This is a genomic window from Vibrio penaeicida, assembly GCF_019977755.1.
Classification (GTDB): domain Bacteria; phylum Pseudomonadota; class Gammaproteobacteria; order Enterobacterales; family Vibrionaceae; genus Vibrio; species Vibrio penaeicida.
The window spans coordinates 197675-221880 of sequence record NZ_AP025144.1 but is presented as its reverse complement, the minus strand read 5'-3'; the positions used below and the strand labels follow the sequence as shown (position 1 = coordinate 221880).

Here is a 24206-nt window from a genome sequence, read left to right as displayed (position 1 = left end):
AACATAAACATGTAATTCTAAAGCTTATTATCGTTCCAACAGAACGATAATGAATTGACTGTGCCAAATAACTTCTTTCTATAAAGAAAATCATTATTCGTATTGGTCACTCAGTTCATTGAAACCTAAATTGTTTCCGGAGAAACTATTTGGATTATCATCAACGAGTGCCCACACAGATTGATAGGTCTATATTGTTAAAGAGCTTTGCTTTCAGTGTGTTACCACTTAGGCAGGACGCGTATAATACGCGACTGACTTTGGAAGTCAACATAAAATTCTAAACTTTTGTTTAAAATTTTATGGTGACTGAACTCAATAAAGTTCAATCAAAATCAAAGCCTGGCGATGTCCTACTCTCACATGGGGAAACCCCACACTACCATCGGCGCTATTGCGTTTCACTTCTGAGTTCGGCATGGAATCAGGTGGGTCCACAACGCTATGGTCGCCAAGCAAATTCTTAATTCGGAAAGCTGCTATCTCTTAAATAAAGAGCAAGTTCTAATTCTACACATTCAATCTGTTCTTGTCTGAGTCCATCAAAACCCCTTGGGTGTTGTATGGTTAAGCCTCACGGGCAATTAGTACAGGTTAGCTCAACGCCTCACAACGCTTACACACCCTGCCTATCAACGTTCTGGTCTCGAACAACCCTTTAGGACACTTAAAGTGTCAGGGAAGACTCATCTCAGGGCTCGCTTCCCGCTTAGATGCTTTCAGCGGTTATCGATTCCGAACTTAGCTACCGGGCAATGCCATTGGCATGACAACCCGAACACCAGAGGTTCGTCCACTCCGGTCCTCTCGTACTAGGAGCAGCCCCCTTCAATCTTCCAACGCCCACGGCAGATAGGGACCGAACTGTCTCACGACGTTCTAAACCCAGCTCGCGTACCACTTTAAATGGCGAACAGCCATACCCTTGGGACCGACTTCAGCCCCAGGATGTGATGAGCCGACATCGAGGTGCCAAACACCGCCGTCGATATGAACTCTTGGGCGGTATCAGCCTGTTATCCCCGGAGTACCTTTTATCCGTTGAGCGATAGCTACTTCCATTCAGAACCACCGGATCACTATGACCTGCTTTCGCACCTGCTCGAATTGTCATTCTCGCAGTCAAGCGGGCTTATGCCATTGCACTAACCACACGATGTCCAACCGTGTTTAGCCCACCTTCGTGCTCCTCCGTTACTCTTTGGGAGGAGACCGCCCCAGTCAAACTACCCACCAGGCACTGTCCTCACCCCAGATAATGGAAAGTTAGAACATCAAAGCTACAAGGGTGGTATTTCAAGGACGGCTCCACCATATCTAGCGACATGGTTTCAAAGCCTCCCACCTATCCTACACATGTAGGTTCAATGTTCAGTGCCAAGCTGTAGTAAAGGTTCACGGGGTCTTTCCGTCTAGCCGCGGGTACACTGCATCTTCACAGCGATTTCAATTTCACTGAGTCTCGGGTGGAGACAGCGTGGACCATCATTACGCCATTCGTGCAGGTCGGAACTTACCCGACAAGGAATTTCGCTACCTTAGGACCGTTATAGTTACGTACCGCCGTTTACCAGGGCTTCGATCAAGAGCTTCGTCCGAAGACTAACCCCATCAATTAACCTTCCGGCACCGGGCAGGCGTCACACCGTATACGTCATCTTACGATTTTGCACAGTGCTGTGTTTTTAATAAACAGTTGCAGCCACCTGGTATCTGCGACTCCTAATAGCTCCATCCGCGAGGGACTTCACCGTCAAGAGCGTACCTTCTCCCGAAGTTACGGTACCATTTTGCCTAGTTCCTTCACCCGAGTTCTCTCAAGCGCCTTGGTATTCTCTACCCGACCACCTGTGTCGGTTTGGGGTACGATTCCTTACAATCTGAAGCTTAGAGGCTTTTCCTGGAAGCATGGCATCAATGACTTCACTGCCGTAGCAGCTCGACGTCGTGTCTCAGCCTTAATGACGGTCCGGATTTACCTAAACCATCAGCCTACGCACTTGAACCTGGACAACCATCGCCGGCACTTAGCCTTCTCCGTCCCCCCATCGCAATTGTAAGAAGTACGGGAATATTAACCCGTTTCCCATCGACTACGCTTTTCAGCCTCGCCTTAGGGGTCGACTTACCCTGCCCCGATTAACGTTGGACAGGAACCCTTGGTCTTCCGGCGAGGGAGTTTTTCACTCCCTTTATCGTTACTCATGTCAGCATTCGCACTTCTGATACCTCCAGCAGCCCTTACAGACCACCTTCAACGGCTTACAGAACGCTCCCCTACCCCGCAATCAAAAGATTGCAGCCGCAGCTTCGGTTTACTACTTAGCCCCGTTACATCTTCCGCGCAGTACTGACTCGACCAGTGAGCTATTACGCTTTCTTTAAATGATGGCTGCTTCTAAGCCAACATCCTGGCTGTCTGAGCCTTCCCACATCGTTTCCCACTTAGTAGTAATTTGGGACCTTAGCTGGCGGTCTGGGTTGTTTCCCTCTCCACGACGGACGTTAGCACCCGCCGTGTGTCTCCGGATAGTACTTACTGGTATTCGGAGTTTGCAAAGGGTTGGTAAGTCGGGATGACCCCCTAGCCTTAACAGTGCTCTACCCCCAGTAGTATTCGTCCGAGGCGCTACCTAAATAGCTTTCGGGGAGAACCAGCTATCTCCAGGTTTGATTGGTACTTTCACCCCTAGCCACAAGTCATCCGCTAATTTTTCAACATTAGTCGGTTCGGTCCTCCAGTTGATGTTACTCAACCTTCAACCTGCCCATGGCTAGATCACCTGGTTTCGGGTCTATATCCAGAGACTGAACGCCCAGTTAAGACTCGGTTTCCCTACGGCTCCCCTAAACGGTTAACCTTGCCACTGAATATAAGTCGCTGACCCATTATACAAAAGGTACGCAGTCACACCACAAAGGTGCTCCTACTGCTTGTACGTACACGGTTTCAGGTTCTATTTCACTCCCCTCACAGGGGTTCTTTTCGCCTTTCCCTCACGGTACTGGTTCACTATCGGTCAGTCAGTAGTATTTAGCCTTGGAGGATGGTCCCCCCATATTCAGACAGGATATCACGTGTCCCGCCTTACTCGATTTCACTTAATGTGCGTTGTCGGTTACGGGGCTATCACCCTGTATCGCGTCCCTTTCCAGAGACTTCACCTGACGCACAAAAAGCTTAAGGGCTAACCCAATTTCGCTCGCCGCTACTTTCGGGATCTCGGTTGATTTCTCTTCCTCGGGGTACTTAGATGTTTCAGTTCCCCCAGTTTGCCTCCTGCTGCTATGTATTCACAACAGGATACTTACTTATGTAAGTGGGTTTCCCCATTCGGAAATCGTAGACTCAAGTGGCTTTTACTGCCTAATCTACGCTTATCGCAAGTTAATACGTCCTTCGTCGCCTCTGACTGCCAAGGCATCCACCGTGTACGCTTAGTCACTTAACCATACAACCCCAAGAGGTTTCGATTTGCGTTCACTTTTGAAAGTGAAGACAAAAAGGTGTATGGCAAACAACCAAGGTTTATTGTTGTCTCTTTGTTATGAGCGAGACAACACTTCGATTTTACCGGACTCAAATATGTTTTCACTTTCATGAAAACCCAAGAACACTTGAATGTGTGTTGGTACCTAAATGAACAAATCATCTAGGATTTGAGAACTTTTAATTTGAATAACAACGCTTATCCGTAGATAAGGGGATTGTTGTTATTCGTCAGCTTTCCAAATTGTTAAAGAGCGTGGTTGTCTTTCTAGTGAAAGAAACCATGTTTAAAAGCACTCGGTTTTCTTTATTCAAAGAAAATGCATTTAAAGATGGTATCCCGTAGGGGAGTCGAACCCCTGTTACCGCCGTGAAAGGGCGGTGTCCTAGGCCTCTAGACGAACGGGACAACGTGTTTTCTTCGTTTTTATAACGAGAAAAAAAATTGAACGTGTAGAAACGCCCATGCTCTCTTTACTGTATAAACCGTATCAATCTGTGTGGGTACTCATCACGATAATCATCGTATAAGGAGGTGATCCAGCCCCAGGTTCCCCTAGGGCTACCTTGTTACGACTTCACCCCAGTCATGAACCACAAAGTGGTAAGCGTCCCCCCGAAGGTTAAACTACCTACTTCTTTTGCAGCCCACTCCCATGGTGTGACGGGCGGTGTGTACAAGGCCCGGGAACGTATTCACCGTGGCATTCTGATCCACGATTACTAGCGATTCCGACTTCATGGAGTCGAGTTGCAGACTCCAATCCGGACTACGACACACTTTTTGGGATTCGCTCACCATCGCTGGTTGGCCGCCCTCTGTATGCGCCATTGTAGCACGTGTGTAGCCCTACTCGTAAGGGCCATGATGACTTGACGTCGTCCCCACCTTCCTCCGGTTTATCACCGGCAGTCTCCCTGGAGTTCCCACCATTACGTGCTGGCAAACAAGGATAAGGGTTGCGCTCGTTGCGGGACTTAACCCAACATTTCACAACACGAGCTGACGACAGCCATGCAGCACCTGTCTCATAGTTCCCGAAGGCACCAAAGCATCTCTGCTAAGTTCTATGGATGTCAAGAGTAGGTAAGGTTCTTCGCGTTGCATCGAATTAAACCACATGCTCCACCGCTTGTGCGGGCCCCCGTCAATTCATTTGAGTTTTAATCTTGCGACCGTACTCCCAGGCGGTCTACTTAACGCGTTAGCTCCGAAAGCCACGGCTCAGTACCACAACCTCCAAGTAGACATCGTTTACGGCGTGGACTACCAGGGTATCTAATCCTGTTTGCTCCCCACGCTTTCGCATCTGAGTGTCAGTATCTGTCCAGGTGTACGCCTTCGCCACTGGTATTCCTTCAGATCTCTACGCATTTCACCGCTACACCTGAAATTCTACCCCCTCTACAGTACTCTAGCCTGCCAGTTTCAAATGCGGTTCCGAGGTTGAGCCCTGGCTTTCACATCTGACTTAACAAACCACCTGCATGCGCTTTACGCCCAGTAATTCCGATTAACGCTCGCACCCTCCGTATTACCGCGGCTGCTGGCACGGAGTTAGCCGGTGCTTCTTCTGCAGCTAACGTCAAGATATGAAGCTATTAACTTCACACCCTTCCTCACTGCTGAAAGTACTTTACAACCCGAACCTTCTTCATACACGCGGCATGGCTGCATCAGGCTTGCGCCCATTGTGCAATATTCCCCACTGCTGCCTCCCGTAGGAGTCTGGACCGTGTCTCAGTTCCAGTGTGGCTGATCATCCTCTCAGACCAGCTAGGGATCGTCGCCTTGGTGAGCCTTTACCTCACCAACTAGCTAATCCCACCTGGGCATATCCTGACGCGAGAGGCCCGAAGGTCCCCCTCTTTGGCCCGAAGGCATTATGCGGTATTAGCCATCGTTTCCAATGGTTATCCCCCACATCAGGGCAATTTCCCAGGCATTACTCACCCGTCCGCCGCTCGACGCCGAATAGCAAGCTATTCTCGTTTCCGCTCGACTTGCATGTGTTAGGCCTGCCGCCAGCGTTCAATCTGAGCCATGATCAAACTCTTCAATTTAAGATTTTGTTCGGCTCAATGAATACTGACTTCAAACTACGTATGTAATTTAAAGCTATTATCGCTCCAACAGAACGATAATGAATTGACTGTGCCAAGACCGAAGTCTTGATTGGTCACTCAGTTCATTGAAACCTAAATTGATACCGAAGTATCTATTTGGATTATCATCAACGAGTGCCCACACAGATTGATAGGTCTATATTGTTAAAGAGCTTTTTCTAACTGACTAGGCGCTCTGCGTCTTGCCGTTAGGGGTGCGTACTATACGCTCCAGTTTTTGAGAGTCAAGAATTTTTTCAAACTTTCTTTTCCTCTCTTCCCAGCTCGTCGTGTGACTTCCGTCTCACTCCGTGTCGGTGAGGCGGCATTATAGGGAGATAAGAATGGATGACAAGTCTTTTTTGAAAATTAATTTCCAAGTGAATAATTTTCAATCAAAAGTCGAATTATCGAATAAAATTTCAACATTTGAAGGGTATCACAGCAATTGGTTGGAATTTCCTCATGCTTAAACGTAAGATCTGTGTGTCTATTTTGTTAATAGCGCTTTGCATCTTATTACTTCACAATTTCAATGTAGTATTCAGATATGAACTCAAAAAAATCTTATTTATTAGTTATCGCACTGGCAGTATTGGGCGCTGCAGCCTTTTCACAAATTGCAGTACCACCAGCTACCGCTTTTATCATTGGCGTTTTTACTTGCGCGCTTATCTTATCCCTTTCTAACCCCTCTTCAGAGCAAGCAAGTAATGACAAATCAGCTACCACAACTCTTTATGTGGGGAACCTTCCTTATAAAGCTAACGAAACCCATGTTCGGCAGTTGTTTTCGAAACACGGACAAGTATTCGCTGTAAGGTTAATGAAAGACAAACGTACAGGTAAACGAAGAGGATTCGGCTTTGTTGTTGTATCAAGGGAAGACACAGACAAAGTCATTCAAGGATTAAATGAACAGGACTATATGGAGAGAACGCTTAAAGTTAGAGTCGCCAACGACCCTAAACATCCGGAAACGGCTGAATAACGGTTTCGGAAAAACCCATCTTTTTTAATGTAGAGTTAAGTGCATCACCGCCTCGTGGTGGTGCACTACAAAAAATCTGATTTAACTGTTTCCTCTCTAACCCCGAATTTGCTTTCAAAAGAAAGGCCACGCGGCGAGCAATAGCGTTACCAGAATCTATCAATACCACGTCTTTCAACACTCGACTAATTTCATCTTTCAGAAGTGGGAAATGTGTACACCCTAAAACCGCAACGTCTATTTGATTAATAATAGGCGAGAGCAAAGCCGTCATTTCTTTCGAGCAAACCGTTTCCGAGCGTAACTTTCGCTCAGCCATTTCCACTAGTTTCGTGGAGCCTAATAGCTTTACTTCTTTGTCTTTAGCGAAGTCTTTAATGAGATCGTGTGTGTAGTCGCGTGTAATCGTTGCTGGGGTTGCAATCAGACCGACACCTATTTTGGAGATCAATGATGCTGGTTTTATAGCGGGAACCACTCCCACAATAGGAATGGATAACGCAGCCCTTAAGTGGGGTAAGACCAATGTACTGGCCGTATTACAAGCGATAACCACTAAATCGATATCGTATTCTCGACAATATTGAGTGATCAAGGTTTGAACGCGATACACCAGCGTATCTCCATCTAGCTCTCCGTATGGATATGCCGCGTTGTCAAAAAGATAGAGGTACTCCAATTGCGGAAGCAACGCTTTCAGTTCTAAGTATACGGAGAGACCTCCAACACCAGAATCAAAAATGAGCACTCTCTTTTCTGTTTTTTTATCCACGTTCGTTTTTACCCCAATAAAAGCTGGATGTATATTACTGGTAAAGTGACTCCTCGCCAATATTAGCCACATAACGTAAGTGGTGAAACCGCTCGGTGCACTCAATGGAAATAGACCGCAAGCATAAATTATGACTAAAACAAGGAGCGGATGTCACTAAAGTGTGAAATTCACCATTCTCTCCGCAAGGATCAATTCCGTTAGGTAAGTTAGCGATCAACTCTTTGCTATACCACTCACCACATAGGCTGGAAGGCAATTTGTTCCCATCCACCGTCACTACAATGGTTTCAATTCCTCTATCCAGTATTTCACTCGCTAATTCTGTACTGGGTGTCCCCATCAACGGAAATACACACTCCCACCCTGCTTTCTCAATATAGCTTTTTCGATATTCAATGATGCCATTACAAAACATGTCTCCAAACGCAACGGCATCTATCTCTAGCTTTGAGTTTTTTAACCCTTTAACTATATAACTCTGATAAACCTCGTTGGGTGGAAACACTTCAGGAAGTTGAATCGTGACTAACGGCAAATTGGCGAGTTCCGCTTGCATTTTTACAACCGAAATGGGCGTTACCTGAAATGGGACTTCGCCGTCTACGTGAGTCGTGTACAACCCGACGACTTCATATTGAGGGTCTTCGAGTAGACGAATGAGCGTTAGCGTAGAATTGTAAACATCCCTTTTTTAGTGACACCCTAAATTAGAGTCTTCCGGCAATTTCAACTTAGCAAGATATTCCCAAGGGGTCAGGTCACCCAGCGAGCTGTGGGGACGTTCATCGTTGTATTCTCGAACCCAGTTTTCTGTTAGCTCACGTACCTCTTTTAACGTTCTGAACACATACATGTTGAGTATTTCATCTCGATAGGTCCGGTTGAACCTTTCAACAAACGAGTTTTGTGTGGGCTTGCCTGGCTGTATGAATTCGAGTTGTATGTCATGTTGTTCCGCCCATTCAGCTAAAGCCGTTGAGATAAACTCTGGACCGTTATCCATACGTAACTGACTCGGATAACCTCGCCAGGCGACGATGCGTTCCAACACGCGAACAACTCTTTGAGCGGGAAGATTCAAGTCAATTTCAATGGCCAGCACTTCACGGTTAAAGTCATCGATAACATTGAACGTCCTGAAGCGTCTACCACACATCAGTGAATCGCTCATGAAATCCATTGACCAACATTGATTGAACGTTTCTGGCACACAGAGAGGGGCAGGCTCTCTTGTTGGTAGCCGCTTCTTTCCACGACGGCGCTTATTCAACTTCAGTTCGCAGTAGAGTCGATGCACTCGTTTGTGGTTCCAGCGATACCCCCATCGCTTAAGCACTTTGAATAACATGCCAAAACCATATGCAGGATAACGTTCAACGGCTTCTTGCAAGGCGGCAATCACAGGGGTATCTCGGTGCTTATCTGGTCGATACCGATAGACCGAGTCACTGATGCCGACTAAACGACAAGCCCTACGCAGACTCACACAGTGACAATTATTGACGTAATCCACCCACTCTCGCCGAATCGTGGGCTTTACAGCTTTTTTTCGACGATATCCTTAAGGATTTTATGGTCGAGGCTCAGTTCAGCAAACATTTGCTTCAGGCGTCGGTTTTCATCCTCAAGCTCCTTCAGTCGCTTCACGTCTGAGGCTTCCATGCCGCCGTACTTGGACTTCCAGTTGTAGTAAGTGGCATCTGATATGCCATACTCTCGGCAGACCTCTTTGACCAACCTGCCAGCCTCAACTTCTTTCAGAATCTTGACGATTTGCGTTTCTGTATAGCGTGATTTTTTCATCAGTGTTCTCCATTTGGTTTAGTTTAAACCGAAGAACTCTAATTCTAAATGTCCCTAGTTTAGGGGATGATTACAGAATCTTTACCTGATGACCAACTGATGATGACTTTTTTGGGATTTCTCATATTGTATATTGTGAAAAAAACCGCCCGAAGGCGGTTTTTTTTGATACTAGAATTGGTAGGACGCATTAACAAAGTAAGCTCTATCTTGAGTCTCATACTTGTGTGCCGTCTGATATTGGGTATTAAATAGGTTTTCTACTTTGCCACGTAGCTTCCACTGTTCAGTCAACTGATACGCCAAAGTAAGATTAACTAGGCTGTATGGATCAAGCTCGGTGGTGTTCTTAGCATCATCATATCTTTTGCCTTGGTATTGATATGCAAGATCACCACGCCAATTGTTGTATTCATAGCTCACTAACCATTTAGCGGCAAAGTTTGCTCTACGAGCCAGCTTTTTATCCTGAACATCTTCTGGCTGTCCCCAACCAGCGACGTTAACTTTATTATTATGGTCTAGGAAGTCTAGTGAAAGCGAATGTGAAAGCTCACCAGTGGTAAATTGAGAGCTCAACTCAATGCCGTTAATTGTAGCATCTGAGTTTTTCAGCTCTTCACCTTTAGACTGATAGCTAACTAAATTTGTAATTGTATTTGAGTAACCCACTAATCTAACGTCAGCTAAGTCGGAGAAAAATTCTACACCAGCCTCTACATTTAGGGACTCTTCTGGTTTTAGGTCTTCATTACCATATCCTGGCCAATATAGGTCATTGTAGGTCGGAGCTCGGAAAGCTGTACCACCAGATGCTACCAGTCTCCAACTTTGATTAATTAGGTATCCCGCACCTAACTGCCAGGTTGATTTACTACCGTATACTTCATTGTCATCGTGTCGAAGGCTCGCCTCCAACTGAAGACCTTGGTTTTGGTAAAAAGCAGATGCAAATACGGCATTATTCTTACGGCTGGTACCATCATACTTTTTATAGACGTTGCTGCTCCAGATCTTAGAGTCTGCTACAGAGTCTTTCGTCAGGTCTACACCTGCTTGAACAGTGACGCTATCTGTTAGTTGGTAAGCGTTAATCCAGTTGATGGCTTGACGATCAGTTATTAGTTGGCTGCCCGGGAACTCGCCACCTTTATTGTTGCTATCATCTCTGTTCATAGAGACTGACAACGACGAACGGTACTTTTGTCCCGCATACCCTAGTACAGCGGCATAGTTATACAAAGTCGTTTCTTGTTCATCTGGAGACAAATTTCCAGAGCTACTGTAGCTTTCATATTCAGACATGCCCTTGTGATGAAAACCCATTACTTTTGCTGTCCAAACTGGTGACAGCTGAGTTCCGAATTCAAAGATAATGTCTTGGCGACTGTAACCATCATCGTCAGGTTGTTCTGGTCCAGTACCAACAACATCAAAGCCATCTGATGACTCTGTATTAACTGACATATTGATCCATGAACTATCACCTACTTTCGAGCTAACGGCAGCCGCACCTTGACGATAATTATCACTGCCTGCACCAACCTGTATACTAATCGAGTCTTCATCAGCACCTGATGAGCTGACAATATTAATCACACCACCAATAGCATCGGCACCATAAACAGCTGCTCGAGCGCCTTTAACCAACTCAATGCGCTCAACACCCACCAAAGGAATTGAAGTGAAGTTGGCACTACCTGTTGTAGCGCTGCCTATTCTCACGCCGTTATAAAGAACGATGATTTGGCTAGAACTGGTGCCCCGAACAAAAACAGAGCTTGACTGACCACGCCCACCATTCTGCGCTATTTGCACACCAGGAAGCAGCGATAGAGCCTCGGTAAGCGACTTAATCTGGAGATTTTGAATTTGTTCTTGGGTAATAACATCTACCGTTGCAGTAACTTGACCAACAGATTGCTCGAATCGGTTTGCTGTCACTACGAGAGTTTCGGTATCTGCCGCTTCTTGAGCTACAGAAATGGAGGCGTGTGTAAGCAGCGACGCTACTGTGGTCGCTAGAAGAGTTTTTTTCATTGTCATTTCCTAAGTCGCGAGAATCCTTCTAAGACCAAGCAGTAAGTTTCAACACTGCTAATATCCGCTTGGCTCTTATTACTGGCAGGTATTCGGACTTAAGAGCTCACCTTAATCTATAGGAACACGAGTTCCATACAGATTCAGATACCTAGCACCCCACTTCCCACTTACAGACAGTAAGCAGTGTTTGGATTCAATCCGAGGTGTTCGTTCTCTTTTACCGCTGCGCGTCAGTTCTGGATTTCCACCAGATTCCCTTTTCAGTCAAAAATTGACCACCAGCTTGGGCGAGGATACTAGTTCGCAATCTTACGGATGTCTAGACGTATTTCTTCTAACCTATTATCACTCTCGTCAATAGCACAAACATTCAGCAAATCTATGACGCTATGGGTCAACAAGCTATCTCATGTGTCAGCCAGAAAGACAAAGCTGGACAAATAAAGTGGATTGAATAAAATCTGCGCTCCCTGTACCGAAGCAATAAGGCATAACTCCATGGCGTCACTTGATGTAAACCCAGAGCATTATCAAGCTCAACTTGCTGAGAAAACCCAGCGCCTAACTGAGATGTTTGCTCCTTTCAATGCACCAGAACTTGAAGTGTATGAGTCCCCAGATCAGCACTACCGCATGAGAGCGGAATTTCGAGTTTGGCACGAAGGTGAAGAGCTCTACTACATCATGTTCAACCAAGAGACACGTGAAAAATACCGCGTAGATACGTTCCCTGCTGCAAGTCGTTTAATCAATGATCTTATGCCGTTATTGATCGACGCGATGAAAGATAACGATACGCTGCGCCGAAAGCTGTTCCAAGTGGACTTTTTATCCACACTCAGCGGTGAAATCTTGGTGTCTTTGCTTTACCACCGTCAATTAGATGAAGACTGGGTTTCTCAGGCAAAAGCACTAAAACAACGACTCAATGATGAAGGTTTCAATCTCAACTTAATTGGTCGTGCTCGAAAAATGAAAATCGTGCTCGATAAAGATTACGTTATCGAGAAGCTGAACGTGAATGGTGATACTTATGTGTATCAGCAGGTAGAGAATAGCTTTACACAGCCTAATGGTATCGTTGCTCAGAAAATGTTGGAGTGGGCAGTAGATTGCACCCAAGAAAGTACAGGGGATCTTCTAGAGCTTTATTGTGGGAACGGAAATTTCTCGTTAGCACTGGCACAGAATTTCGATCGCGTTTTGGCAACAGAGTTAGCTAAACCTTCTGTCGATTCTGCACAATTTAATATTGAAGCGAACAACATCGATAACGTACAAATTGTCCGGATGTCAGCGGAAGAATTTACAGAAGCAATGGAAGGCAAGCGAGAGTTTCGTCGTTTAAAGCAACAGAATGTCGATCTGACAAGCTATAACTGCAACACCATCTTTGTTGATCCTCCTCGTGCTGGCATGGATATCGACACATGTAAGATGGTTCAAGGGTACGAGCGCATTATGTACATTTCTTGCAACCCAGAAACATTGAAAGATAACTTAGATATTTTGAGTGAAACTCACCATATCACTCGCTTTGCATTATTCGATCAATTCCCATATACCCATCATATGGAAGCGGGTGTTTTCTTAGAAAGAAAAGCCTAAACAAAAAAAACCGCTCAGATGAGCGGTTTTTTTAGCTAAAATTTAGTGTTCTACTGAGGCTTCGCGATATACCCCAGCTTCTTACCTACCCAAACAAGGAGAAGCAGCGTCACTATAATCGAGAAGAAATTTGATCCTGACTCTGGGTGTTGCGCCCCTATGAACGCCGAATAACCAAACGCCCCCACAAAGAAACATGCTAAAGCAACCATTGGGATTTCTTCAGAAACAGGGTGGCGTAGATATTCTTGATACAGATTCTGAACAGCCAATACCAACGCTATCAATGGAAACACAGAGAAAGCCACTTCACTGACTGTCAATGCTGACAACAGGGCGTTACCACACATACCCGCGATTAGAGCTAAGAGGAGAGTTTTCTTTTCTGACCCTTGGTCAGCGATAGGAGCTTCATTCGACATTGCTTTGTCCTGCCTTATTCTTCTTTAGTTCATTTTCTTTTCGGTACACATGGGCACCTTTTGCAATCATTCTGAGCTGGGTTATCAAGCGATTCGCCAGTTCAGTTCGTTCATCTTTTTCTAAATCTAGAGCTTCTGCACCAGAGCTAAAAACCAGTGTGACAGATGCTTCGGCCTGAGTGAAAGCGCCTTCTCTAGATACACCATTGATTACTAAATATTCAGTAAGTTCCGCAACAAAGTGCTGAATTTCTCGAGCAACAGCTGCACGAAACTCAGACGACGTCCCCGAACGTTCTCGTAACAACAACCGAAAAACGTTTGGGCTGCTCTCGATAAACTCCATAAACGTGTCTATCGATGTTTTAATCACACTGCCTTCTTTGGCAATACGCTGCCTAGCTTGGCGCATTAATTGACGGAGCAGTAAACCGCCTTCGTCGACCATCGTCAATCCAAGCTCATCCATGTCTTTAAAGTGACGATAGAAAGACGTCGGAGCGATACCCGCCTCTCTCGCTACTTCACGTAAGCTTAGATTAGAAAAACTGCGATCGGCACTTAACTGACTAAAAGCGGCATCGATTACTGAACGTCGGGTTTTTTCCTTTTGTTGAGCTCGGATACCCAAACTCTTTTTTATATTCTCGTTTGTCATTCTTAACTACGCTTTATAGAGAAACTGACCTAACAGGCAAGCCTTACTATACCGTGAATGCAGTAAGAGTCTATGAGACAACCGCGGATACTTTACGGATTTTTCGCGGAAATGCTCGCCTGTTACTCGAAGTTACTGATGACTTCACAAATTCTGATTGAAACACAACGTGATCCTCACCACTGTCTACTGGTGAGACCATTTACCTGTAAAATGAAGTCGTTAAAATATCGCTACAGCAATGTTAACTATCATTACAAAAGGCAAATATATGACCTCAACGCACTTCGATGCAATAGTAATAGGCAGTGGTCCTGGTGGTGAAGGGGCTGCAATGGGCTTAACAAAATCGGGGTTAAACGTTGCAATCATTGAGCGGGAGAGCAGTGTCGGTGGAGGATGTACTCATTGGGGTACCATACCTTCTAAAGCACTGAGACATGCGGTTAGCCGCATCATAGAATTCAATAATAATCCTCTCTTCTGCCACAATAATTCCAGCCTCCACTCTACGTTTTCCAATATTCTTGGTCACGCTAAAAGCGTTATCGACAAACAAACTCGCCTAAGACAAGGTTTTTACGATCGGAATGAGTGTTCTCTGATTTTTGGTGAAGCTCGATTCATCGCCAGCAATACGATAGAAGTGCTTCAACCCGATGGCACTGTGGAACAATACACCGCAGATAAGTTTGTCATCGCAACAGGTTCTCGCCCATACAGACCAGCCGATGTTGACTTCACTCATGACCGTATATACGACAGTGATTCAATTTTGTCGCTCGAGCACGACCCACGCCATATCATTATTTATGGTGCTGGTGTCATCGGCTGTGAGTACGCTTCTATCTTCCGTGGGCTCGGTGTAAAAACCGACCTCATCAACACACGCGACAGGCTGCTATCTTTCCTAGATAACGAAACCTCCGATGCACTGTCTTATCACTTTTGGAATAGCGGTGTCATTATTCGCAACGATGAAACTTATGAGCGAATTGAAGCCTCCGATGAAGGTGTTGTGATTCATTTGGAGTCGGGTAAAAAAATGCGAGCAGACTGTATCCTTTACGCCAATGGACGAACAGGTAATACGGATAAGTTGAATTTAGAGAATGTGGGTCTAACCCCTGACTCTCGTGGTCAGCTCAGCGTGAACACCAATTACCAAACCGATGTAGAACACATTTACGCGGTTGGTGATGTAATTGGTTACCCAAGTCTTGCTAGCGCAGCATACGATCAAGGTCGATTTGTTGCTCAGGCCATCACCAAAGGTCAGGCTGACAATCACCTGATTGAAGATATCCCGACGGGTATCTACACCATCCCTGAAATCAGCTCTGTAGGTAAAACCGAGCAAGAGCTAACAGCTGCAAAAATCCCGTATGAAGTAGGTCGTTCGTCATTTAAGCACCTTGCAAGGGCGCAAATAGCAGGAAAAGATATTGGCTCATTAAAAATACTTTTCCACCGTGAGACAAAAGAAATATTGGGTATTCACTGTTTTGGTGAACGTGCAGCGGAAATTATCCATATCGGACAAGCCATCATGGAACAGAAAGGCGAGGCGAATACCATTGAGTACTTCGTCAACACTACATTTAACTACCCGACAATGGCAGAAGCGTACCGAGTCGCGGCATTGAATGGTTTAAACCGTTTGTTCTGATTTCACAGTTTCAGCGCTTCAAAGCAAGAGGGTCAGCATTCGCTGACCTTCTTTTTTGGAAATCAATACTGCACATAGTTACTAAGCAAGAAACTGATTTCTTCGCCATTGATAGACAAACACAATCGCTAACCCTAGCCCTCTCATCCCCATAAAACTCAACATAGCCAACCATAAAGCATGGTTGCCAAAGTCAGAGAAAGCGAAAAAGACAAGGAAGAAACTGCACATCGCAACAAACATGCTATTGCGCATTTCTTTACCTTTCGTGGCGCCAATAAAGATGCCGTCGAATAGGAAGCACCACATTGAAACCAGTGGCATTGCGATTAGCCATGGCAAGTAAACGTTAGCATGCTCTCGAACAATAGGAATGTCTGTGATCATCGAGATCAGTAGCGATCCCCCCAAAGCAAACACCAGCGTCAAGAGTGCACAGATAATTAAACTCCAGAAAAACGTTCCTATCAGCGACAGTTTCAACTGCTTCTCATCTTTGGCTCCAATGGCCTTCCCTACCATTGCTTCCATCGCATAGGCAAAGCCGTCCATGCCGTAAGAGATCATCATCAAAAAGCTCATCAATACTGCGTTTGCCGCCACCACGTCATCGCCAAAGCTGGCACCTTGAAAAGTCATAAACGTAAACGCTGCCTGTAAGCACAATGAACGCAAAAATATGTCGCGATTAAGACGAACGAACCGCCCTATTCCATTGGTGAGCGCACCAAGTTGGCTGAAAACAGATGGCAGAGTGAGCTTAATCCACGTGCGATAAACAAAGAATAAACCTAAAGACATGCCCGTATAGTCGGCCAGTACAGATGCCAATGCTGCCCCTTCTACTTTCCAGCCAAAACCCATAACGAAAAGAAGATCGAGCATAATATTTGTAAGGTTGGACACAATCACGATCCACATCGGGGCTTTTGCGTTTTGTGTACCTAATAGCCACCCAAGAATAACGAAATTAGCAAGTGCGGCTGGCGCACTCCATACCCGTATTGAAAAGTACTGTTGACCATAAAATTTCACCTGATCGCTGGCGTCACTCAGAGCAAACACCCACTCTGAAATCCATGGATGAAGTGAAAGGAATAGTAGCGCGAACATTCCAGCCATCATTAAGCCTTGAAGCAACACAAGACAAAGCTGCTCCCCGCTTTTTGCTCCCGTAGCTTGTGCTGTTAAACCAGTTGTCGCCATACGCAGGAAGCCCAGTAGCCAAAACGACACACTTATCATCGTGCCGCCCAACGCCACTCCCCCTAAATACCAAGCATGATCTAGATGCCCAATAACCGCAGCGTCCACCAAGCCAAGTAAAGGAATGGTGATATTGGACAAAACCATAGGAATAGCAAGCCAAAGCACTTGCTTGTGCAAAGACCAATTAGAGAGAAAGGATAGATATTGGGATTTAATCACGTGGAACCTCGACAATTATGGCGTCGAGGTTAGCGTTTAGCGATTGATTAATCAATCACCATCGCATGTGCAGAAGGACAGGGGTCACTCGGTGCTTGAAGAAGGACATTTTTGATAGCCAACGTTGCCAGCGTTTCCATCGACTGCAGTTTTTATCCATAGGTGAATGGACCGTAACCCATTGATACCAAGGAAGCCAGTTAAGCAATTTCTCTTTAGGTCGGCTGATTGCGTGTTTGTAACCGCCTCCACCGAGTTTTTTACCCCAATGAGAATTCGCTAAGTCCCCCGCCAAAACAAAACACGCTTGAGCATGAATAAATCGACGACCCAATGTTCTAATAAACTGAGCAACTTGAGATTCGTCGCAATCAAGGAGTGCATGTTCACAGACAATAAGAACAGGGGAAGATTCGGGAACAGGTAAATCGTTAAGCCAGTCGGTATCAACTACGCTGCCGCATCGTAATTGGTAACGCTCACTTGGATGAAAGAGCTTTTGTCGCCAGAGTAAATTTTCGCTGATATCCAGTTCCAGCCAATGACAACGACCGTTATCTAAGCGGTAGAAACGGGTATCCAATCCAGCCCCAACGTTCAAGATCCAAGCTTCAGGGTTATCCATCAAAAAGCTTTTCACTCTTTCATCACACAGCTGGGTTAGAGTGGCATTCAGAAGTTGCTTCTGATCAACATCGCCAGACAAACACTCAGGTGCTAACTCACAACGCTTACAAGCACTAGCCGCAATAGGATCGTAAACCAATCCATCGTCAACCAAGCTTTCTCTGCTCCGCAACCACATAGGCTGAAGCAGATTCGCTGGAATCTGGTAGTGAGATTTAGGTCGTTTGAAGTGAGGTTGTGTCATTATCATCTTCCCTACAATAATAGCTAGATGATAATGACTATCATTTAATAATGCAAAATTTAATTACATCCAATCTGCATTTCTGATCACACCAACGGCAATACCTTCAATCGCTAAATGCTGCGAGGTGAGATCGACTTTGATCGGTTCAAACTCTTCATTTTCAGCATGAAGCAGAACCGTAGAGCCTTTACGCTCAAGACGCTTAACTGTCACGTCTTCATCGACTCTAGCAACAACAACCTGTCCATCACGCACATCTGAGGTTTTATGAACAGCCAACAAATCGCCATCCATAATGCCAATATCTTTCATGCTCATACCGTTAACACGAAGCAAAAAATCAGCTTGCGGTTTAAACATGGCAGGATCAACTTGGTAATGTGTTTCAACGTGTTCTTGAGCCAGAATAGGCTCACCTGCTGCAACCTGACCAATCAAAGGTAAACCGTCTTCTTCTTCATCTTCTAGAAGAATTCGGATACCGCGTGAAGCGCCGGGGATAATCTCGATCACTTCTTTTCTGGCAAGAGCTTTTAAATGTTCTTCTGCTGCATTGGCAGAACGGAAACCCAACTCACGGGCAATTTCTGCACGAGTGGGTGGCATACCGGATACATCGATCTTATCTTTGATTAAATCGAAAACTTGTTGTTGGCGCGGCGTTAATGGCTTCATGATCCACCTGTCTTTTTATACAGTTAACTGTGAGTATATCCAGTAAATCAACGAAATCAAAGACAATTGTCTATTTTTTAACGGGTTTGTTGTTTTGGGTTCATGCTATGTCCATCTGCCTTCGATATGCTTTGCGAAATAAGAGCTCAATTCATCTCCGTTTCATTGATGCGAGCCGATGTAGCGCTTTAGAGATAGTGGCAAATTTGAATAAAAGGTTAGACCAGTTTCTGCTATCCTTGCAGCGCAATTAATCAAGTGGTGATGTTTTAAACAACTCGCCATCGAAACAAACATGTTGAGGCAAACATTCGCTATGTCTTCTGGACAATCTCTTTCTAGAACTTTGATGAAGTTACCTTTGTCGGTATTGGTAAAAGGGACAACTATCCCATCGAATCCGGTAGAAGATTTGGGAATCGATATTTCCAAACCCATCGTTTACGCACTGCCGTTTCGCTCTAACGTCGACCTTCTGACATTCCAAAGGTATGCCCTAGAACAGGGGTTACCCGATCCGTTGACCCCACTGGAAATCAATGGTCAGCCGTTTGGACGCTTTGTGTTTACCTCTTCACGACCTACGTTGATTCAGAATGATCACGATGCGCCCTCTGAGTCCGTTGATTTGTTTACGAAGCTACTCGGTTTGCATAACAGTGACAGTGACTTAGATGTGCAAGTGCTGCCTGTAAGTGTACTTTGGGGTCGAAAACCAGGAAAAGAAGAGAACCAAAAACCGTACCTTGAAAGTTTAAATGGTCCTCAAAAAGCAAAAGCATTACTGCTTTCAGGGCGAGACTGTCTCGTGCGATTTAGCCCTGTGGTTTCGCTGCGTTCAATGGCAGATAGCCACGGTACCGACCAAGAAATCGCTCACAAATTAACACGAGTTGCTAGAATTCATTTTTCTCGCCAAAAATTGGCGGCGTCAGGTCCGAACCTTCCTAATCGCCAAGTTTTGTTTCAACGCTTATTGAAATCTGAAGCCATTAAAAAAGCGGTCGCAGACGAAGTCAAAAGCAAAAACATTAGCCAAGAAAAAGCCGAAAAAGAAGCCAAAGCGATCATGGATGAAATCGCCGCCGATTTTTCTTATTCATTGGTTAAACGCGGCGATCGCTTCTTAGGTTGGTTGTGGAACAAACTTTACCAAGGTCTAAGTATCAACAACGCTTCCACTGTGCGAAAGCTGGCGCAGGATGGTCACGAAATTGTTTACGTGCCTTGTCATCGAAGCCATATGGATTACTTGCTTTTGTCCTATGTGTTGTATCAAGAAGGGATGGTTCCTCCACACATTGCCGCTGGAATCAATTTAAACTTCTTCCCTGCAGGGCCTATCTTCCGCCGAGGAGGCGCGTTCTTTATTCGTCGCAGCTTTAAAGGCAATAAACTGTATTCCACGATCTTCCGCGAATATCTTGCAGAACTGTTTGCCAAAGGGTATTCCGTTGAATACTTCAGTGAAGGTGGTCGCTCCCGAACAGGGCGATTGTTGCAAGCGAAAACCGGCATGTTAGCCATGACGATTCAAGCAATGCTGCGAGGGTTAAATCGCCCCGTGACTCTAGTGCCTGTCTATATTGGCTATGAACATGTTATGGAAGTATCCACCTACGCAAAAGAACTCAGAGGCAAACGCAAAGAAAAAGAAAATGCGGGTCTTGTTCTGAAAACGTTGCGCAAACTTCGTAATTTTGGACAGGGGTATGTGAACTTTGGTGAACCTATTCCACTGAACCAATACCTTAACGAACATGTACCAGATTGGACAAACGACATTGATGCGGTTAACAGCCCTAAACCTCAGTGGATGACACCCGTGGTGAACCATTTGGCTGAGAAAATGATGACGCACATAAACAAAGCAGCGGCCACTAATGCGCTAACCTTGTGTGCTCTCGCCTTATCGGCATCTAGGCAACGCGCTTTGTCTCGCGAAACTTTGGTTCAGCAGATAGACAGCTACCTAGCGTTACTTCGCCAAGTCCCTTATTCCTGCACCAGCACTACACCAGATAGCAATGCGGAAGACTTGGTTCATCATGCAATAAGCTTAGATAAATTTGTCATTGAACCCGACAGTATGGGCGACATCATCTCCCTTGATCGCCAACAGTCCATTCTGATGACGTACTACCGTAATAACATCATTCACTTATTTGCTATCCCCTCTTTGATAGCTCAACTGGTTGTTCAGCATGAAAATATCAAGCTGTCCTCAATCATTGATTCGGTAACAACCTTGTACCCTTTCTTAAAGAAAGAGCTGTTTATCCATTATGACGAAAGTGATATCGGAGACGTGGTTACCCAGACAATCGAAGAGTTTACTCGGCAAGAACTGATTACCTTAAAAGATGGAAACGTATCTTTAAGCCAATGCCGGATACAGTCTCTGATTTTATACGCTAGAACCATACAGGAAACACTGCAGCGTTATTCTATTGCCATTACCCAACTCGTAGCGGCACCTGAATTGGGTAGAACAGAACTGGAGCAACACAGCCAACAAGTGGCACAAAGGCTTGGTCGTTTGCATGGTATCAACGCGCCAGAATTTTTTGACAAAGGAGTATTCGCCGCTCTGTTTAGTACTCTAAAAGAGCAAGGCTACTTGGATGTAGACGGACAATGTGATTTGGAAAAGACAAAGCAGCTGGCAGAAACGCTTTCAAAGCTATTGCCAACAGAAGTTAAATTGACCATACAAGAAAGCCGGCAATCGGAAAGCTAAAAAGCAATTCGAAAGTAAAAAAGCAATCAGAAAGTTAAAAAAAGAGACCACCTAAACGGTGGTCTTTTTGATTTGGCGATTTAAGTAATCGCAATCACTTCTGAAGGCGTATGAGGCGCGACAGAATGCCCATAATGGTATTTAATAATGGTGCGGCGTTTCGCCATCTTACCTTCATTAATCGCATCGTTCAGCACACTGGCTGGCAAACGGAAACGGATGGTATACCCCTTTCCTTGCTGGGCACTGTAGGATTGCAGTGCAATTAAATCAAACAACCGTTCAAGCTTGTCGATAGGCTCTTCGTGATACTCAGTTTCAGCATCGGAATCCAACTCGTAGTCGGGATGGTCTTCTGCATTCCAAGCGGCACGTTTTCGACGCCTTTCCTCTAGCGTTGCCTTTCGCTCTGCACTCGACTTGGTCAATTCTGTAGCGGGTGCTATAGGCTCTTTGACTTTATTGTCTCGTGCAACTTGTTCGGTTTGTATATTGACCGACGGGGCAATCAGCGGAACGCTGGCACTGGTCGGGTTCACTAACATAACAAACCTCCCACAACGGTAACATTGCCGTGAAACAGGTACATATAAGGAGTCTCACGACCTCTTGCCAATAATGGCAATGGCAAAACCAATCTGGTTACAGTTTAGCCTGCTTACACTTATAACGGCAGATTGTTCAATTTATTTACAGAAGTCGGTGATCTTTTCACAAAACAGTTCGAGCTCTGTCATAAAAGGGGCGTGTGATGATTGTTCAAACGTGTGCTGATGACTGTTGGGTGCCCATGTTTGCATGTCTTTGGCAACTTTAATGGGGACCAGCCCGTCCAAGCGCCCGTATACTCGCAGATAAGGCACCTTAATCTCAGCGACATCGGAGCGGAGATCAATATTCGCTAACATATCTAACCCCGCTAGTAGCACCTTAGGATCGGGCAGTGGACGTGAAAGCACCGCTTGTTTTAATTGCTTCACATCTTGGCGAGCGGATGGGCTACCCATAGCTTGGAGTGCCATGAAACGTTCAACAGTTTGCTGGAAATCCTCAACCAACTGCTCTGTAAATAAGGTCAGTACATTAGGCTGAATGCCACGCCAAGGCTTTTCGGCTGCAAATTTTGGCGAGCTGGCTACCGTGATCAACTTAGTGACTCTTTCGCTGTGCTTTAGTGCTATGTGGGTTGCCACTAAGCCACCCAGTGACCACCCGACCCAAATGGCTTTTTCAGGCGCATCTTGCAGAATACTCTCCGCTATTGTTTCAAGATTTTTTGCATGAACTTGGTGGCTATGGCCGTACCCAGGTAAATCCACAACGTGGACAGAAAAGTGGCGAGCCAAGCGCTCTGCCGTTTGCTGCCAAACCGCACCATTCATTCCCCATCCATGAAGCAATATCAGATCTGGACCTTGCCCGAATGATTGCCAATACAACGATGTTGTCATGCTTTTTCCCTTAAAACGTATTTCGTACAGCAAATGTATTTAGTAAGATACTCAACCCAATGAATACAAAAGACTTTATATGGCTTTTTCCCACTGGCTGAAAATTAAAATTCACCACCATTTTAAACTTCAATGCCCTTCATGTGGTCTGAACATTGAGGAAAGTACACCAAAAACAAGATGGTGTGGCGCTTGTTTAGAGGATCTGAGAGAAAAGCACCGATGTTTACAATGTGGGCTACCCACCCTCAATACGGTTGAGCAGTGCGGTCAATGCCTCTCAGCACCTCCACCATGGCGGCGCTTATATTGTGTGGGAGATTATCAGCCCCCATTATCGAACTATATTCACAGCTTCAAACATCAACATCAATTCTGGTTGTCTGGAGATCTCACCTATCTCCTTGCAGAGCAAATTTCTCAGCCTGCTGAGATTATTACATCAGTTCCACTCCATTGGCGTCGGCAACTTTGGCGAGGCTACAATCAAAGCGATTACCTAGCGAAATCATTGTGCCAGCACCTTGGTGTCACCGAGCGCTTTGACAATCAAATATTCAGACGCATAAAGTCCACTCGCGCACAACAGGGGCTCGATCGTAAAGCCCGCCTTCTCAACCTAAGAAATGCATTCACTCTCGATTCTTCTCGTGTGGCAAAACACATGGCGATTGTTGATGACGTCGTGACGACGGGCAGCACTATCCGACAATTATGCCAATTACTACTTGATGTTGGGGTAGAAAGGGTCGATATTTACTGCGTATGCCGAACCCCTGATCCGACTTAACGTAAATAAGTTATGACTTAAAAAGCTGGATCGAAATATCGACAGGGGTAAAATGGTCAAATAGTTTACAAAATCACTCGGGTATTGGTCGTGTCAAATACAATTACTATTACGGAAAACGCACAATCTCACTTTGGGAAATTGCTTGAGCAGCAACCTGAAGGCACAAACATTCGTGTCTTTGTGGTAAACCCAGGAACGCAAAACGCTGAGTGTGGCGTTTCTTACTGCCCACCAGAAGCTGTGGAAGCCAGCGATACTGAATTAACATTTGAACTCTTTTCTGCGTTTGTCGACGAACTCAGCCTACCATTCCTTGAAGATGCAGAGATCGACTTCGTTACAGATAAGATGGGGTCTCAGCTTACGCTTAAAGCACCGAATGCAAAAATGCGTAAAGTGTCTGATGACGCATCATTAATGGAACGCGTCGAATACGCTATTCAAACTCAGGTTAACCCTCAACTGGCAGGGCACGGTGGTCACGTAAGTCTGATCGAAATTTCAGAAAGCGGTGTTGCACTGGTTCAGTTTGGCGGCGGCTGTAACGGTTGCTCCATGGTTGATGTCACGTTGAAAGAAGGGATTGAGAAAGAACTCTTGGCTCAATTCGAAGGTGAATTGACAGCGGTACGTGACTCTACTGAGCACGACCGAGGAGAACACTCTTACTACTAAGCACT

Annotated in this window: 16 protein-coding genes, 1 tRNA gene, 3 rRNA genes, 1 pseudogene and 1 riboswitch; of the genes and pseudogenes, 6 read left to right on the top strand and 15 right to left on the bottom strand. The window is 45.4% G+C overall.

Annotation, left to right across the window (positions count from 1 at the left end; genetic code table 11):
* Nucleotides 1-340: 340 nt before the first annotated feature.
* From rrf to LDO37_RS00990, 4 genes are all read right to left on the bottom strand, one after another.
* Nucleotides 341-456: ribosomal RNA gene (gene rrf, locus LDO37_RS01005) — 5S ribosomal RNA — on the bottom strand.
* 107 nt (nt 457-563) lie between these two features.
* Nucleotides 564-3452: ribosomal RNA gene (locus tag LDO37_RS01000) — 23S ribosomal RNA — on the bottom strand.
* Between the two features lie 371 nt (nt 3453-3823).
* Nucleotides 3824-3899, bottom strand: a tRNA-Glu gene (locus LDO37_RS00995).
* A gap of 119 nt (nt 3900-4018) precedes the next feature.
* Nucleotides 4019-5554, bottom strand: a 16S ribosomal RNA gene (locus tag LDO37_RS00990).
* Together the 16S, 23S and 5S rRNA genes with 1 tRNA gene alongside form the textbook arrangement of a ribosomal RNA operon.
* Before the next feature lie 592 nt (nt 5555-6146).
* Here LDO37_RS00990 and LDO37_RS00985 point away from each other — a divergent pair.
* Nucleotides 6147-6587, top strand: a complete 441-nt coding sequence (locus tag LDO37_RS00985) for an RNA recognition motif domain-containing protein (RefSeq protein ID WP_101114508.1) — start codon at nt 6147-6149, stop codon at nt 6585-6587.
* On the opposite strand, the gene murI is transcribed toward LDO37_RS00985, so the two are convergent.
* The 4 genes and pseudogenes from murI to LDO37_RS00965 all read right to left on the bottom strand — a co-directional run bounded on the left by murI (nt 6562) and on the right by LDO37_RS00965 (nt 11205).
* Nucleotides 6562-7359 carry a glutamate racemase gene (gene murI, locus LDO37_RS00980; protein ID WP_224055299.1) on the bottom strand — a complete coding sequence of 266 codons (798 nt, stop codon included), beginning with the start codon at nt 7357-7359 and terminating at the stop codon, nt 6562-6564. The two genes, LDO37_RS00985 and murI, sit on opposite strands and share 26 nt — an antisense overlap.
* Nucleotides 7360-7393: 34 nt before the next feature.
* Nucleotides 7394-8038 (bottom strand): annotated as a pseudogene (locus LDO37_RS00975) (Dph6-related ATP pyrophosphatase); the annotation flags it as partial.
* A 15-nt stretch (nt 8039-8053) separates the two neighbouring features.
* Nucleotides 8054-9165 (bottom strand): IS3 family transposase gene (locus LDO37_RS00970; protein WP_224055501.1). Its coding sequence is split into 2 segments (ribosomal slippage): nt 8054-8913 and nt 8913-9165, totalling 1113 coding nucleotides; the frame shifts between segments, so codons are not numbered across the junction.
* 171 nt (nt 9166-9336) lie between these two features.
* Nucleotides 9337-11205: a TonB-dependent receptor domain-containing protein gene (locus tag LDO37_RS00965; RefSeq protein ID WP_185829698.1), complete on the bottom strand. Its 1869-nt coding sequence runs from the start codon at nt 11203-11205 to the stop codon at nt 9337-9339.
* A gap of 66 nt (nt 11206-11271) precedes the next feature.
* A riboswitch (cobalamin riboswitch) is annotated at nt 11272-11506 on the bottom strand.
* A 200-nt stretch (nt 11507-11706) separates the two neighbouring features.
* On the opposite strand from LDO37_RS00965, the gene trmA reads away from it, so the two are divergent.
* Nucleotides 11707-12816, top strand: a complete 1110-nt coding sequence (trmA, locus tag LDO37_RS00960) for a tRNA (uridine(54)-C5)-methyltransferase TrmA (protein WP_126606127.1) — start codon at nt 11707-11709, stop codon at nt 12814-12816.
* 50 nt (nt 12817-12866) lie between these two features.
* Here trmA and LDO37_RS00955 read toward each other — a convergent pair whose 3' ends face one another.
* A complete protein-coding gene (locus LDO37_RS00955; protein WP_126606126.1) occupies nt 12867-13238 on the bottom strand; it encodes a YijD family membrane protein in 372 nt (123 codons plus the stop codon).
* Nucleotides 13228-13896, bottom strand: a complete 669-nt coding sequence (fabR, locus tag LDO37_RS00950; protein ID WP_126606125.1) for an HTH-type transcriptional repressor FabR — start codon at nt 13894-13896, stop codon at nt 13228-13230. The genes LDO37_RS00955 and fabR overlap by 11 nt, the downstream gene beginning before the upstream one ends.
* A 271-nt stretch (nt 13897-14167) precedes the next feature.
* On the opposite strand from fabR, the gene sthA reads away from it, so the two are divergent.
* Nucleotides 14168-15565, top strand: coding sequence for a Si-specific NAD(P)(+) transhydrogenase (gene sthA / locus LDO37_RS00945; RefSeq protein WP_101114515.1), 1398 nt, complete (start codon nt 14168-14170; stop codon nt 15563-15565).
* An 81-nt stretch (nt 15566-15646) separates the two neighbouring features.
* Here sthA and dinF read toward each other — a convergent pair whose 3' ends face one another.
* The 3 genes from dinF to lexA form a co-directional block, all read right to left on the bottom strand.
* Entirely contained in the window at nt 15647-16918 is a 1272-nt protein-coding gene (gene dinF / locus LDO37_RS00940) for an MATE family efflux transporter DinF (RefSeq protein WP_233448298.1), read from the bottom strand.
* 130 nt (nt 16919-17048) lie between these two features.
* On the bottom strand, nt 17049-17864 hold the full coding sequence (locus LDO37_RS00935) for a class I SAM-dependent methyltransferase (protein ID WP_126606123.1): 816 nt from the start codon (nt 17862-17864) through the stop codon (nt 17049-17051).
* 63 nt (nt 17865-17927) lie between these two features.
* Complete coding sequence (lexA, locus tag LDO37_RS00930; RefSeq protein WP_104400174.1) at nt 17928-18542, bottom strand: transcriptional repressor LexA; 615 nt, start codon at nt 18540-18542, stop codon at nt 17928-17930.
* A gap of 316 nt (nt 18543-18858) precedes the next feature.
* Between lexA and plsB the strand changes: the two genes are divergently transcribed.
* On the top strand, nt 18859-21282 hold the full coding sequence (gene plsB / locus LDO37_RS00925; RefSeq protein ID WP_126606130.1) for a glycerol-3-phosphate 1-O-acyltransferase PlsB: 2424 nt from the start codon (nt 18859-18861) through the stop codon (nt 21280-21282).
* Nucleotides 21283-21362: 80 nt separating this feature from the next.
* Here plsB and LDO37_RS00920 read toward each other — a convergent pair whose 3' ends face one another.
* Nucleotides 21363-21827 carry an ATP-dependent Lon protease gene (locus tag LDO37_RS00920; RefSeq protein ID WP_126606122.1) on the bottom strand — a complete coding sequence of 155 codons (465 nt, stop codon included), beginning with the start codon at nt 21825-21827 and terminating at the stop codon, nt 21363-21365.
* A gap of 141 nt (nt 21828-21968) precedes the next feature.
* Nucleotides 21969-22733 carry a pimeloyl-ACP methyl ester esterase BioH gene (gene bioH, locus LDO37_RS00915; protein ID WP_126606121.1) on the bottom strand — a complete coding sequence of 255 codons (765 nt, stop codon included), beginning with the start codon at nt 22731-22733 and terminating at the stop codon, nt 21969-21971.
* A 79-nt stretch (nt 22734-22812) separates the two neighbouring features.
* Here bioH and LDO37_RS00910 point away from each other — a divergent pair, with 79 nt between their 5' ends.
* On the top strand, nt 22813-23523 hold the full coding sequence (locus LDO37_RS00910; protein WP_126606120.1) for a ComF family protein: 711 nt from the start codon (nt 22813-22815) through the stop codon (nt 23521-23523).
* Between the two features lie 90 nt (nt 23524-23613).
* Nucleotides 23614-24201: a Fe-S biogenesis protein NfuA gene (gene nfuA, locus LDO37_RS00905; RefSeq protein ID WP_101114522.1), complete on the top strand. Its 588-nt coding sequence runs from the start codon at nt 23614-23616 to the stop codon at nt 24199-24201.
* Nucleotides 24202-24206: the final 5 nt, after the last annotated feature.

Coding starts and splice junctions, on each gene's coding strand:
- LDO37_RS00985 (WP_101114508.1), top strand. CDS start 6,147: ATGAACTCAAAAAAATCTTATTTATTAGTTATCGCACTGGCAGTATTG.
- LDO37_RS00965 (WP_185829698.1), bottom strand. CDS start 11,205: ATGAAAAAAACTCTTCTAGCGACCACAGTAGCGTCGCTGCTTACACAC.
- trmA (WP_126606127.1), top strand. CDS start 11,707: ATGGCGTCACTTGATGTAAACCCAGAGCATTATCAAGCTCAACTTGCT.
- LDO37_RS00955 (WP_126606126.1), bottom strand. CDS start 13,238: ATGTCGAATGAAGCTCCTATCGCTGACCAAGGGTCAGAAAAGAAAACT.
- fabR (WP_126606125.1), bottom strand. CDS start 13,896: ATGACAAACGAGAATATAAAAAAGAGTTTGGGTATCCGAGCTCAACAA.
- sthA (WP_101114515.1), top strand. CDS start 14,168: ATGACCTCAACGCACTTCGATGCAATAGTAATAGGCAGTGGTCCTGGT.
- dinF (WP_233448298.1), bottom strand. CDS start 16,918: ATGGTTTTGTCCAATATCACCATTCCTTTACTTGGCTTGGTGGACGCT.
- LDO37_RS00935 (WP_126606123.1), bottom strand. CDS start 17,864: ATGACACAACCTCACTTCAAACGACCTAAATCTCACTACCAGATTCCA.
- lexA (WP_104400174.1), bottom strand. CDS start 18,542: ATGAAGCCATTAACGCCGCGCCAACAACAAGTTTTCGATTTAATCAAA.
- plsB (WP_126606130.1), top strand. CDS start 18,859: ATGTCTTCTGGACAATCTCTTTCTAGAACTTTGATGAAGTTACCTTTG.
- LDO37_RS00920 (WP_126606122.1), bottom strand. CDS start 21,827: ATGTTAGTGAACCCGACCAGTGCCAGCGTTCCGCTGATTGCCCCGTCG.
- bioH (WP_126606121.1), bottom strand. CDS start 22,733: ATGACAACATCGTTGTATTGGCAATCATTCGGGCAAGGTCCAGATCTG.
- LDO37_RS00910 (WP_126606120.1), top strand. CDS start 22,813: ATGGCTTTTTCCCACTGGCTGAAAATTAAAATTCACCACCATTTTAAA.